A 12795-nucleotide genomic window follows, 5' to 3' on the forward strand; every position below is an offset into this window, starting at 1 on the left:
GGCTCGCCATCCTTGGGCCGGACAATCCTCTTTGCCGACGATCGGCAGGACGATCTGAAACATCGGAAGTGCCAGTGAAGATAGCTCGGCGCATCGCCCCATTGAGGCAAGGAGCATGACCCTCGGTCTCGCCCCCCCTTGGGGGGAGATGGGCGGCAGCCCAGAGGGGGTCGTGGTCTCCGCACCCGAGAGGTTCACTACAGCTACCAATTCGCACGGGAACGCCGGGGATGTTGCCACCCCCGGCGTTCAAAATCTCTGCGTCAGAGCCGATTACTCGGCAGCGGCCGGCTGGTCGGCGCTGATCGTGTCGGCCTTGTAGCCATGCGCCTTTTCGAGCGCGGCGCGCACGCCGGCTTCGTAGTCCGGATGCACGAGCTTGAAATGGCCGAGCTGGCGCTCGACGATGAAGCCCGGGACGCCGCCCATCGCAGCCGCGATGTTGGAGAACAGGCGGGCCTTCTGCTCGGCGCTGAACAGGTTGAACAGCGCGCGCGGCTGGCCGTAATCATCATTGCCTTCGCGATGATTGAAGCGGGCCATGTCGCCATCGATCCGCAGCGGCGGTTCTTGGGCGGCCGGTGCTTCCGCCGGGCCGTTGAAGGAGTTCGGCTCGTAATAGGCGTCCGGATTGCCGGTGCGGATGCCGCCGAACGTGTTCATCTGGCCGTCGCGGTGATAGTGGTGCACCGGGCACTTCGGCTGATTGACCGGGATGTGCTCGTAATGCGTGCCGAGGCGATGGCGATGCGCATCCGCATAGGAGAAGATGCGGGCCTGCAGCATCTTGTCCGGCGAAAAGCCGATGCCCGGGACGATGTTCGACGGCGAGAAGGCGGCGTTCTCGATCTCGGCGAAGTAGTTTTCCGGATTGCGGTTCAGCTCCAGCACCCCGACATCGATCGGCGGGTACTCGCTATGCGGCCAGACCTTCGTCAGGTCGAAGGGGTTGTAGCTGGTCTTCTCGGCATCGAGTTCCGGCATGACCTGAACCTGGACGGTCCAACGCGGATAGTTGCCTTCCTCGATCGCGCCGAACAGGGCTTCCTGGTAGCTCTCGCGCGTCTTGCCGATGACGGTCTCGGCTTCCTCGTTGGTATAGAACTTGTGGCCGTGCTGGGTCTTGAAGTGGAACTTCACCCAGTAGCGCTCGCCGGCATCGTTCCAGAAGGAGAAGGTGTGCGAGCCGTAGCCGTTCATGTGCAGCGGCGATACCGGACAGCCACGGTCCGACATCAGGATTGTCACCTGGTGCAGGCTTTCCGGCGAGAGCGACCAGAAGTCCCACATGGCGGTGGCGGAGCGCAGATTGGTCTTGGGGTGGCGCTTCTGCGTGTGGATGAAGTCCGGGAACTTGTAGGGATCGCGGACGAAGAAGACCGGCGTGTTGTTGCCGACCAGATCCCAATTGCCTTCCGAGGTGTAGAACTTCAGCGCGAAGCCGCGCACGTCGCGCTCGGCATCCGCCGCACCCTGTTCACCGGCAACGGTCGAGAAACGGGCGAGCATCGGGGTCTCGGCGCCCGGCTGGAAGACGGCCGCCTTGGTGTATTTGGAAATGTCGCCGGTGATCTTCAGCGTGCCATAGGCACCCCAACCCTTGGCGTGGACGGCGCGCTCCGGAATGCGCTCGCGGTTCTGATGCGCCAGCTTCTCGATCAGCTGGTAATCCTGCAGCATGACGCCGCCACGCGGGCCGGCGGTCAGCGAATTCTGGTTGTCCGGCACCGGTGCGCCGGCCGTGGTGGTCATTGTCGGACGATCGGTCATGGCCAATTTCCTCTTCTTTCCTGTGCGGGACCGGGCAGTGCCCGGCAGGGCCATGTTCGTCCCTCCCTGCGGCGCTGGCGCGAGAAACGGCGCGCGGATGCATCGACGGCACTGAGACATGGCCCTGTGCTTATCGCATCGCCGTGTTATAATTTCCAATCGTATTTGATGAATGCCACGATAGGATTTTCCGATCATGCCGACCGTCCGCCAGATGCGCTATTTCGAGGCTCTGGCCACCGCCCGCCACTTCGGCCGGGCCGCGGAAGCGGTCAATGTCAGCCAGCCGGCGCTCTCGGCCCAGATCGCGGAGATGGAGAAGGGCCTGGGCGTCAGCCTGTTCGAGCGCCAGCGCGCCGGCGCCAAGCTGACGGCCGAGGGCGAGGCGCTGCTGCCCGAGATCCGCGCCATCCTGGCGGCAATCGACGGGCTCTACCAGCGGACGCGCCAGGCGTCGGGCATCCTCATCGGCCGGCTGAAGGTCGGCATCATCCCCACCGTCGCCCCCTATCTCGTTCCGCGCCTCATCCCGCTGCTCAAACATCGCTATCCGCGCCTCGAGGTGGAACTGCGCGAGACGCTGACGTCCACCTGCATCGACGATGTGAAGGCCAACCGGCTGGACTGCGCCATCATCGCCCTTCCCCATCGTGACGAGGCGCTGGAGGCGGAGGAGCTGTTCCGCGACCGCTTCCTGATCGCGAGCGCCGAGGACGAGCAGACAGTGCTCGTCTCGCCGATGAGCGAGACGGAGGTCGATCTCGACCGGCTGCTGCTGCTGGAGGAAGGCCATTGCCTGCGCGACCAGGCGCTTGCCGTCTGCGGCACGGCGGCCGGGCGGCGTGTCGCCAATTACGGCGCCACCTCCATGGCGACGCTCCTGCAGATGGTCAGCCACGGCATGGGGATCACGCTGATCCCGGAGATCGCAGTCAAGGAGGAGCGCGGCCGCAACCGCCTGCGAATCGTCCCCTTCGCCGAGCCGCAGCCCGCCCGCACCATCGGCCTCATCTGGCGCCACCGCACCCGCCGCACCGGCGACTACCGGGCGCTCGCCGACGCCGGCCGCGAGGCGGCGCGGGGGTTGCTGGAGTAGAGACCGAAGGCAGTACCGGTTGCCGACCATGAGGATTTTATTTATTAGGACTCATGATCCTCTCCTTCCGCAGCAAAGGGCTGTCGGAGCTCTTCAAGACGGGGCGAACACGGCGCATCGCACCCGCGCTTCATAAGCGGATCTTGCTGAGGCTCGACCGTTTGAATGCCGCTGCGCGGGTCGAGGAAATGAACTTGCCGGGCTTCGATTTTCACCTGCTGCTGGGCTTCGTGCCCCAGCGATATACGGTGCACGTCAACGGCCTTGGTGTATCACCTTCGAGTTCGAAGACGGCGACGCGAAGGGCGTCGACCTGGACCAGTATCATTGAGCGCTTCGCAACGCGGAGGAACAGACCATGCCGAACGAAGAGGTGACACAAGAGCGCTGCCCCTCGCATCCCGGCCTTCTGCTGGAGGAGGTCATTGCTGCGACGGGGCGATCGAGGACAGATGTCGCCAAGATGCTCGGCATGCCGCGCCATCAGCTGACTGACATTCTCAAGGAGCGCCGGCCCATCTCGCCCGCCGTTGCTGCGCGCCTCGGCAAGATGTTCGGCGACGGGGCAGCCGTCTGGCTGCGCATGCAGGCCGCGCATGATGCCTGGCGTGCGGAGCGCGATGTCGACACCTCGGCAATCCCGCGGCTGACAGCCCGCTGAGTCGCGTCTCGGCGAACGGGCCTAAATCCTCGCTCTACCCGAGATAGTTTTTGAAAAACGCCACCGTCCGGCTCCAGGCGAGGTCGGCGGCGGGTTTGTCGTAGCGCGCGGCGGAGGTGTCGTTGTTGAAGGCATGGTTGACGCCGTCATAGATCTCGATCGTGAAGGTCTTGCCGGCCTTGGTCAGCGCCGCGCGATAGTCCTCGATGCCGGCATTGATGCGCTCGTCGAGCCCGGCATAGTGGAGAAGCAGCGGCGCCTTGATGGCGGGCACCTGATCGGCCGGCGGCTGCGCACCGTAATAGGCGACGCCGGCGCCGAGATCGGGTGCGGCCACCGCCAGCCGGTTGACCAGCCCGCCGCCCCAGCAGAAGCCGACGGCGCCGACCTTGCCATTGGCTTGCGCATATCCGGCGAGAAAGGCGATCGTCGCCTTGGCATTGCCGACGGTCCGTGCCGGGTCGAGGGCGCCGATCTTCGTGCGGGCTTCGTCCTCGTTCTCCGGCGTGCCGCCATCGGGCGAAAGGAAATCCGGTGCGAGCGCCACGAAGCCTTCGAGCGCCATGCGGCGCGCGACATCGCGGATATGCGCGTTCAGACCGCGATTTTCGTGAATGACGATGACCGCCGGCAGCCGGCCCGTCGCCTCGGCAGGCCGGGCGAGGTAGCCGCTCATCGTGCCGCCCTCGCCGGGATAGGTGACCGTCTCGGTCTTCAGCCGGGTGTCGTCGGGCGCCACGAGCGCCGCCCGGGCGCCGCTTGCGGCGAGCAGCGGCGCGATCGCCGCAGCACTCGCCGCAGACCCCGACAGCACGGTCAGCTTCTGCATGAAGCCGCGCCGATCGAGCGTCAGATGGGTGTAGTCGTCATAGGCCTTGATCATCGCCTGCGTGATGACCGGGCCCTCGGCCCCGTTCTTTGTCCCATCGCCCATCCGACCCTCCTCAAGATTTCGCCGAACGCATCGGCGCCGTCACTCTTTCCGCGGCAGGCGGCGCTGGCAAGGCACAAGAACGTGAGGAGCGGCGAGATGCGGACGGCATCTCGCCATTGTCTCGATAAAGCCGAACGGACCCTTACTGCATGTACCACCCATGGCTGACCACCAGCGACTGGCCGGTCAGGGCGTTGGTTTCGAAGCCGGCGAAGAGGAGGGCGACTTCGGCGACGTCGTCGATGGTGGTGAATTCCGTGTCCACCGTGCCGCCGAGCATCATCTTCTTGACGACCTCATCCTCGGAGATGCCAAGTGCCTTGGCCTGTTCGGGGATCTGCTTGTCGACGAGCGGCGTGCGCACGAAGCCGGGGCAGATGACGTTGGAGCGGATGCCGTGCGGCCCGCCTTCCTTGGCGACCACGCGGGCGAGGCCCAGGAGACCATGCTTGGCGGTGACATAGGCGGATTTGAGCGGCGAGGCCTCGTGGCTGTGAACCGAGCCCATATAGATGATGGCGCCGCCGCCCTGCGTCTTCATATGCGGCACGCAGGCCTTGGTGGTGAGGAAGGCGCCGTCGAGATGGATCGAGAGCATGCGCTTCCAATCCTCGAAGGGAAATTCCTCGACCGGATGGACGATCTGGATGCCGGCATTGGAGACGAGCACGTCCACCCTGCCCCAGCGCGAAACCACGGCGGCGACGCCCTCATTGACGGCCGCCTCGTTCGTGACATCCATGGCGATGCCGAAGGCTTCCCCCGGCCCCTTGGCCGTGAGTTCGGCGGCGGTGGCCTCCGAGGCGTCCAGCTTGAGATCGGCGATCGCGACGCGCGCGCCTTCGGCCACATATTTCGCAGCGATGGCGCGGCCGATGCCGCTTGCCGATCCGGTGACGATGCAGACCTTGTCCTTCAGTTTCATGCGCCTTCTCCCTTCCCTCTGTGTCGCATGGTTACCTCTCACGCGTGGCGGTGCTTGAGCGATGGTTCCGCCAGGTCGAGAATGCGGATGCCGTTTTCCGGCCGGGTCCGCGTCATCCACTCCTCGCTTTCCAGCGTCTCGCAGACATCCCGATAACCGGCGGCCCAGTGATCTTCGACCGACAGGCGCGAGAACTCGTAATCCTTCGAATGGCCCTCATAGGCCGCCTGGCGATAGATGAGGTGGACGATGGTGACGGCGCCGTCATTGCCGATCTTTGCGAGGATCTTGGCGTCGGGGTCCTCCGCCAGCTCGGGCGGCAGCTTGGCCATCAGCCGCTTGGCGGCCATGCGCACCGTCTGCATGCGGCGGAAGAGATCGGTGTTCATGCGCGTGCGGCTGGAGAAGCGGATCTCCTTCTCGCGCGCCTGCACGTCGGCCAGATCCCTCGGCATGGGTCCGGTGGCGCTGAAGAGATCGAGCTGGAAGATGAGGAGATCGCTCTCGAGCTCCTGCGACAGCACCTTCTGCAGCGGCGTATTGGAAACGAGCCCACCATCCCAATAGAAGCGACCGTCGATCTCGACGGGGGCGAAGCCCGGCGGCAGGGCGCCGGAGGCGGCGACGTGGCGTTTGTCGATTGGCCCGGTCTGATTGTCGAAATAGCGAAAATTGCCGTTCTCGACATCGACCGCGCCGAGGCTGAGGCGGACATCGCCATGGTTGATGCGGTCGAAATCGACCAGTTCGGCCAGCGTCGCCTGCAGCGGTGCGGTGTCGTAGAGGCTGAGCGACGCGGTCGGGTCGGTAAAACTCGCCAGAGGATTGAAGGCGCGGGGGGTGAAGAAACCGGGGACGCCGGTGAGCGAGCCCCAGAGAGCCGCCGTTTCGTTGAACCATTTGCGCAGCGTCTCGCCCTGGCCGACCAGCATGCCGGTCAGCCCGGAGGACACCGTCATCCAGAACTGGCGCAGCCGCGCCACGCGCTCTTCGGGCGGGCTGCCGGCGATGATCGCGGCATTGATGGCGCCGATGGAAATGCCGGCCAGCCAATCCGGGCGGATGCCATGCTCGTGAAGCGCTTCATAAGCGCCGGCCTGATAGGCACCAAGCGCGCCGCCTCCCTGGAAGACGAGCACGGTCTTCTCGACATTGGCGCTCATGGGTCCGCATCCTTTCGCCTCATGCTGCACTGCGAAGATAGGACGATCCGTCTGGCTGTAAAGCGCCAAGGCTTGATGGCCGGGGATCAAAGGATGTGCGCGGCGAACAGCAGCCAGAGGGCCACCTCGATGGCGAAGCCGGCGATGAACAGCTTCTGGCGCAGGAAGAGCCGGTTGACGGTGACATGCACCAGCGCATGGGCATAGCGAGTTGCCACGAAGCCCCAGGCGAGCAGAACCGCTAGGAAGCCGGCGCCGCCGGTCAGGAACAGGAGCACGGTGACGAGATAGAAGAGCACCGGCAACTCGAACTGGTTCATGATGCTGCGCGCGACAGAGGCGCTTGGCGCCGGCTCGACGCTCGGGATCAGGAAATCCTTGACCGAGGCGGCGCCGGCGCGAACGCCGGCAATGCGGCGGCGCAGCATGAGGATGTAGAGGGCGTGGACCAGGAGGACCTGCGCAATCACCGGCCAGAAGATCGCTGTCTGCATGAAGGCCTCGCGCTCCGCGGCTCCAACAACGGATAATGCCTCCCCCGGGCGGAACCGGGGAAGGCGAAGACGATGGGCTCAGGCGCCCGGATAGTTGGGGCTTTCGCGGGTGATGGTCACGTCATGGGCGTGGCTTTCGCGCAGGCCTGCGCCGGAGATGCGCACGAAGGTGGCGCGCTCCTGGAACTCCTTGAGGGTGGGCCCGCCGACATAGCCCATGGAGGCCTTGAGGCCGCCGGCAAGCTGGTGGAGAACGCCGGAGACCGGGCCCTTGTAGGGCACCTGGCCTTCGATGCCTTCCGGCACCAGCTTCAAGGTGTCGCGCACCTCCGCCTGGAAATAGCGGTCGGCCGAGCCGCGGGCCATGGCGCCCACCGAGCCCATGCCGCGATAGGCCTTGAAGGAGCGGCCCTGGTAGAGGAAGACCTCGCCCGGGCTCTCATCCGTGCCAGCGAGCAGCGAGCCGATCATGACGGCGGAGGCGCCGGCGGCGATCGCCTTGGCGAGATCGCCGGAGAACTTGATGCCGCCATCGGCGATGACCGGGATGCCGGAGGCCTCCGCCGCCTCGACAGCGGACATGATGGCGGCGAGCTGCGGCACGCCGACGCCGGCGACGATGCGGGTGGTGCAGATCGAGCCCGGGCCGATGCCGACCTTGACCGCATCCGCCCCGGCATCGATCAGCGCCTTGGTGCCGTCGGCGGTGGCGACATTGCCAGCCATGATGCGCACCGAGTTGGAAAGCGTCTTCACCCGCGTCACTGCATCGAGCACGCGCTGCGAATGGCCATGGGCCGTGTCGACCACGATCAGGTCGACGCCCGCCTCGATCAGCCGTTCGGCCCGCTCGAAGCCGTCATCGCCCACGCTGATGGCAGCGGCGGCACGGAGGCGGCCCTGGGCATCCTTCGAGGCGTTCGGGTTCAGCTGCGACTTCTCGATATCCTTGACGGTGATCAGGCCGACGCAGCGTCCCTCGCTGTCGGTGACGAGCAGCTTCTCGATGCGGTGGCTGTGCAGCAGGCGCTTGGCCTCCTGCTGGTCGACGTTCTCCTTCACCGTGACGAGATTGTCCCGGGTCATCAGCTCGTGGATCGGCTGGGCCGGATCGGAGGCGAAGCGGACATCGCGATTGGTAAGGATGCCGAGGAGCCGGCCACCCTTGCCGCCTTCCACCACCGGGATGCCGGAGATGGAATGCGCCTTCATCAGGCCGAGTGCTTCGGCGAGCGAGGCTTCCGGACCGATGGTCACGGGGTTCACCACCATGCCGCTCTCGAACTTCTTGACCTGGCGCACCTGCTCGGCCTGTTCGACCGGGGTCAGGTTGCGGTGGATGACGCCGATGCCGCCGGCCTGGGCCATGGCGATCGCCAGCCGGCTTTCTGTGACCGTATCCATGGCCGACGAAATGATCGGCAGGTTAAGGTCGATATCCTGGGCGATGCGGGTGGCAATATTCGTCTGGCCGGGCATGACTTCGGAGTGGCCCGGCTGAAGCAGGACGTCGTCGAAGGTCAGGGCTTCGAGCCCGGTTGCCGTTTCAATGATGCGCGCCATGCCAAAATCCTTAAAGAGATCACGTGCCCGGAAGCGAGCCGCCGGGAGCACTGCCTGCCGAACCTTTGGGAGCAAGGGCGGCAAGAGGTTGCAGGGAAGTTGGCGAGGGCTCGTAACACGGATGTGACGGGATGCAAATAGAAAATGCCGCCCCGCGAAAGACCCGGACTGCAGGGGCCCGCGGCACGCAGTTCCGCATGTCCTGTGCGACCTTCGCACGGGGGGACGCGAGCCGGCGGCGCGATCTTGACGTTTTATTAGTTCTTCCTATTGAAGCGCCCTTAAAACCCGTCCTGTAAGACGGGTGGCGTGGCGGCACGGAAGAGGCCGCGGAACGGACAACAGGGACGCGGGAAAAGACGATGAGAGCTTTGAAGGAACGCGCTCAGGCGCATGAGACCCAGTTTGCGATCGACCAGGAAATTCTATTCAAGGCGGAGGCGCGCCGCAATGCGCTGATCGGCCTATGGGCGGCCGGCGCCCTGCACCATCCCGAGCGCGATGCCTATGCACGTCAGATTGTCGAAGCCGGCGTGGAAGATCCGGACTCGGTCATCGAAAAGCTGCGTGCCGATTTCGAGGCCGCTGGCGTTATCTGCCTGGAGGAGGAGATCGAGAGCCGGATGATCGTCATGCTTCGTGAAATCGCCGACGAGATGAGCCGCAGCTGAGCGGCGGCCGGCGACCACACGCCGCCGGCCAACACTGCCTAGAGATAGAACTGATAGGAGGCGGGGATGAAGCGGTAGCCTTCGCCCTGCTTTTCCACGAAGCCCAGCGACGGATAGGGCATGTGGTATCCGATGAAGGGCAGGCGCTCGGCGGCGATCATGTCGAACACCTTGCGCCGCGTCGCCGTCGCCTGCGCCTTGTCCATGTCGAAGCGCACCTGCCAGTCCGGCTTCTGCAGCGACAGCACATAGTGATTGGCGGTATCGGCCGTCAGCATCAGATCCTTGCCGGCCGAGGAGACGCGGAAGACCATGTGACCCGGCGAATGGCCGAAGGCCTCCATCGCCGTAATGCCCGGCACCACCTCGGCACCGCCCTTGATGAAGCTGATCTTGTCCTTGAGCGGCACGACGCTGGCCATGACCGCCTTCTGATTGCCTTCGGCCGGCGTGCCGGCCCGGGCGGGATCGGTCCAGAAGGCATATTCGACCTCGCCGGCAACGATCGCCGCCTTCGGGAAGGCCGGCTTGCCGCCCTCGATCAAGCCGCCAATATGGTCACCGTGCATGTGGGTCAGCACGACATGGGTGATATCGTCCGGACTGTAGCCGGCCTCGGCCAGGCCCTTGATCAGCTGACCATTGCCCGAGGCGCGGCCCGCTTCGCCGAAGCCGGTGTCGAAGAGCAGCACGGCGCTGCCCGTGTCGACGACGACTGGCGAGAAGCCATTGGCGAACTTGTCGGCCGGCAGGAAATTCTGCTCGAGCAGCGCAGCCACCGCCTCCTTCGACTGATCGATGCCGAAGGTCTCGTTGGGGCTGTCGGAGACGCGCAGGCCGTCGCTGATCACCGTGATGGTGAAATCGCCGAGCTTGATGCTGTTGGCATGACCGGCCGGGGTGGTCTGCGGTTCGCTCATCGGCTTGGCATTCTCCTGCGCGCGGGCCTTGACGGGCCGAAGGATCATCGGCGCAGCGAGCGCCGTCAATGCGGTCGCGCCAAACAGCGTTCGGCGGCGAAAGGTGACCTTGTCCATGGTTGCAACAACTCCGTTCGTGAGTGAGGCCGTCTCGTCGTAAGCCCAACCTAGTGCAACCATGACCATAGGACAGAATGCGGCATCGCTTTCACGCCGTTGTGATGGAGAGCAACGAAGGGGTGTAGGCTTTTTACGACGACTGCCCTAGGTCTTGCATCGGCCGTGCCCCGATTCTCGCCGCTGCGACCGCAAATCCGCCGCTCGCCCGCCCCGCCCCTCAAGGCTCACACACTGATGAATCGCATCGTTCCGCTGATCCTCGCCGTCGCTCTGTTCATGGAGCAGATGGACTCCACCGTCATTGCCACGTCCCTGCCCGCGATCGCGCATGATCTCGGCGTCGGGCCGATCACGCTCAAGCTCGCGCTGACCTCCTACATGGTGTCGCTGGCGATCTTCATTCCATTGAGCGGCTGGATGGCCGACCGATTCGGCGCCAAGCGCGTCTTCCGCCTGGCGATCCTCGTCTTCGTCGCGGGCTCCATCCTCTGCGCGATCTCGGGCAGCCTGGTCGCCTTTGTCGGCGCGCGCTTTCTCCAGGGCATGGGCGGGGCGATGATGACGCCGGTGGCGCGCTTGGTGCTGGTCCGCTCCACCCAGCGCAGCGAACTTGTCGGCGCCATGGCGCTGCTCACCATCCCAGCCCTGACCGGGCCGCTTGCCGGCCCGCCGCTCGGCGGATTTATCACCACCTATTTCTCATGGCACTGGATCTTTCTCATCAATGTGCCAGTCGGAATTCTCGGCTTCATCCTGTCCGGCATCTATCTGCCGGAGGTCAAAAGCGAGCAGCCGCCGCCGATCGATATGGTGGGCTTTTTCCTGAGCGCCATTGCCGCCGCCGGCACCATGTTCGGCCTGTCGGTGATGAGCCTGCCCGCCCTGCCGCCGATCATCGGCGTCGTCTCGACGGTCATCGGCCTTGCGACCGGCATTCTCTACGTGCGCCACGCACGGCGGCATCCCGCACCGCTGCTCGACCTCAAGCTCTTCAAGGACAGCGCCTTTCTCGCCGCCTCGCTGGGCGGCACGCTGTTCCGCATCTCGATCGGCGCCATCCCCTTCCTCATGCCGCTAATGCTGCAGGTGGGCTTCGGCCTTTCACCGTTTCAATCCGGCATGATCACCTTCACCGGCGCGGTCGGCGCGCTGACCACGAAGCTCTTTGCCCAGCGTGTGCTGATGCTGGCCGGCTTCCGCACGACACTGATCGCCGCGGCGCTCGTCGCCACGGCGCTGACCTTCGTCAACGGCCTCTTCACGCCGGCGACGCCCTGGCTTGTGATGGCAGCCGTACTCCTCGTCGCAGGCTTCGCCCGCTCCTTCTTCTTCACCAGCGTCAATGCACTGTCCTTCGCCGATATTCCCGACAGCATGGCGAGCAAGGCAACCGCGATGAGCGCCGTGCTGCAGCAGATGAGCCTTGCCATGGGCGTGGCGGTGGCCGGCGCGATCCTCGAAATCGAGACGCGGATCACCGGCACGGCGCTCGAGCTCGAAGACTTCCAGCTCGCCTTCATGATCATCTCGGCGATCACGCTGGTCGCGGTCATCCCCTTCCTCGGCATGAAGAAGGACGCCGGCGCCTCCGTCTCCGGCCACCGCACCCCGGCCAAGCGCCAGGCGGAGAAGGAACTGGAGGTGGCGGCGGGAAAATAGGCGGACGGCTTAGTCCTCCGACCCGTCGTCCCTCGAGTCCTCGGCGATCTCATCCTCCCGCGCGCCGCCGATGCCCTGGGCCGGGCGGCCCTTGAAGCCCTTGGCGAGCAGGAACATTTCGACCGATTCGGCCCGCGAGGAGGCCGGCTTGACATGGACCACCTGGCGAAAGTTCAGCTTGAGCATGGTCAAGAGCTCGCGCTCCGTGCCGCCCTGGAAGGTTTTCGCGAGGAAATGCCCGCCGGTCGCCAGCACATCGACGGCGAAATAGGCGGCGACCTCGCAGAGATGCATGGTGCGGATATGGTCGGTCTGGCGGTGGCCCGTTGTCGGCGCCGCCATGTCGGAGAGCACGAGGTCCGGCGCGCCGCCGAGCGCCTGCATCAGCCGGTCGGGCGCGGCGGGATCGAGGAAGTCAAGCTCGAAGATCGTGACGCCCGGCAGCGGGTCCATCGGCAGGAAGTCGATCGCGACCACGCGGGGATCGGCATCGGTGGAATCGGTCACCTTGGCGGCGATCTGCGACCAGCTGCCGGGGGCAGCGCCCAGATCGATGATGCGCCGCGCGCCGGAGAGGATCTTGTGCTTCTCGTCGATCTCCAACAGCTTGAAGGCGGCGCGGGCGCGATAGCCTTCCAGCTGGGCGCGCTGGACATAGGGATCGTTGATGTGCCGCTCGATCCAGCGGCGCGAGGAGGCCTTGAGCTTGCCCTTCTTGACCTTCTGGCCGAGCTTGCGGCCGGTGCGGTTGCCGCCGATCGGTGGCTTGGTCATGGGTCCTGATCCTTCTCATTGCCGCCGATGCGCCGGCCCAACGGG

At 65.3% G+C, this 12795-nt stretch carries 12 protein-coding genes and 1 pseudogene; 5 read left to right on the top strand and 8 right to left on the bottom strand.

Annotated features, from left to right (window positions below):
- Positions 1-273 precede the first annotated feature (273 nt).
- The gene (gene katA / locus ACLE20_RS01920; RefSeq protein WP_410938555.1) at positions 274-1770 is read right to left on the bottom strand and encodes a catalase KatA; all 1497 of its coding nucleotides are present in this window, start codon (positions 1768-1770) and stop codon (positions 274-276) included.
- A gap of 196 nt (positions 1771-1966) precedes the next feature.
- Here katA and ACLE20_RS01925 point away from each other — a divergent pair, with 196 nt between their 5' ends.
- The 3 genes and pseudogenes from ACLE20_RS01925 (at position 1967) to ACLE20_RS01935 (ending at position 3527) form a co-directional block, all read left to right on the top strand.
- Positions 1967-2866, top strand: a complete 900-nt coding sequence (locus tag ACLE20_RS01925) for a LysR substrate-binding domain-containing protein (RefSeq protein WP_410938556.1) — start codon at positions 1967-1969, stop codon at positions 2864-2866.
- A gap of 53 nt (positions 2867-2919) precedes the next feature.
- Positions 2920-3197, top strand: a pseudogene (locus ACLE20_RS01930) (type II toxin-antitoxin system RelE/ParE family toxin).
- 27 nt (positions 3198-3224) lie between these two features.
- Entirely contained in the window at positions 3225-3527 is a 303-nt protein-coding gene (locus ACLE20_RS01935; protein WP_410938557.1) for a HigA family addiction module antitoxin, read from the top strand.
- 34 nt (positions 3528-3561) lie between these two features.
- Here the strand turns inward: ACLE20_RS01935 and ACLE20_RS01940 are convergent, their stop codons facing one another.
- The 5 genes from ACLE20_RS01940 to guaB all read right to left on the bottom strand — a co-directional run bounded on the left by ACLE20_RS01940 (position 3562) and on the right by guaB (position 8606).
- Positions 3562-4461, bottom strand: a complete 900-nt coding sequence (locus ACLE20_RS01940; protein WP_410938558.1) for a dienelactone hydrolase family protein — start codon at positions 4459-4461, stop codon at positions 3562-3564.
- Between the two features lie 142 nt (positions 4462-4603).
- Positions 4604-5386: a 3-hydroxybutyrate dehydrogenase gene (locus ACLE20_RS01945; RefSeq protein WP_410938559.1), complete on the bottom strand. Its 783-nt coding sequence runs from the start codon at positions 5384-5386 to the stop codon at positions 4604-4606.
- A 38-nt stretch (positions 5387-5424) separates the two neighbouring features.
- A complete protein-coding gene (locus ACLE20_RS01950) occupies positions 5425-6549 on the bottom strand; it encodes a patatin-like phospholipase family protein (RefSeq protein ID WP_410938560.1) in 1125 nt (374 codons plus the stop codon).
- Between the two features lie 86 nt (positions 6550-6635).
- The gene (locus ACLE20_RS01955) at positions 6636-7043 is read right to left on the bottom strand and encodes an MAPEG family protein (RefSeq protein WP_410938561.1); all 408 of its coding nucleotides are present in this window, start codon (positions 7041-7043) and stop codon (positions 6636-6638) included.
- 78 nt (positions 7044-7121) lie between these two features.
- Positions 7122-8606 (bottom strand): IMP dehydrogenase, encoded by a 1485-nt coding sequence (gene guaB / locus ACLE20_RS01960; RefSeq protein WP_410938562.1) that lies wholly within the window; start codon positions 8604-8606, stop codon positions 7122-7124.
- Positions 8607-8968: 362 nt separating this feature from the next.
- Between guaB and ACLE20_RS01965 the strand changes: the two genes are divergently transcribed.
- Positions 8969-9277 (top strand): ATPase inhibitor subunit zeta, encoded by a 309-nt coding sequence (locus tag ACLE20_RS01965; protein ID WP_410938563.1) that lies wholly within the window; start codon positions 8969-8971, stop codon positions 9275-9277.
- A gap of 38 nt (positions 9278-9315) precedes the next feature.
- Here the strand turns inward: ACLE20_RS01965 and ACLE20_RS01970 are convergent, their stop codons facing one another.
- Positions 9316-10314 carry an MBL fold metallo-hydrolase gene (locus ACLE20_RS01970; RefSeq protein ID WP_410938564.1) on the bottom strand — a complete coding sequence of 333 codons (999 nt, stop codon included), beginning with the start codon at positions 10312-10314 and terminating at the stop codon, positions 9316-9318.
- Between the two features lie 237 nt (positions 10315-10551).
- On the opposite strand from ACLE20_RS01970, the gene ACLE20_RS01975 reads away from it, so the two are divergent.
- The gene (locus ACLE20_RS01975; protein ID WP_410938565.1) at positions 10552-11976 is read left to right on the top strand and encodes a DHA2 family efflux MFS transporter permease subunit; all 1425 of its coding nucleotides are present in this window, start codon (positions 10552-10554) and stop codon (positions 11974-11976) included.
- A 9-nt stretch (positions 11977-11985) separates the two neighbouring features.
- Here the strand turns inward: ACLE20_RS01975 and ACLE20_RS01980 are convergent, their stop codons facing one another.
- Positions 11986-12750: an RlmE family RNA methyltransferase gene (locus ACLE20_RS01980; RefSeq protein WP_410938566.1), complete on the bottom strand. Its 765-nt coding sequence runs from the start codon at positions 12748-12750 to the stop codon at positions 11986-11988.
- Between the last annotated feature and the right edge of the window lie 45 nt (positions 12751-12795).

It is taken from the genome of Rhizobium sp. YIM 134829 (assembly GCF_046546455.1).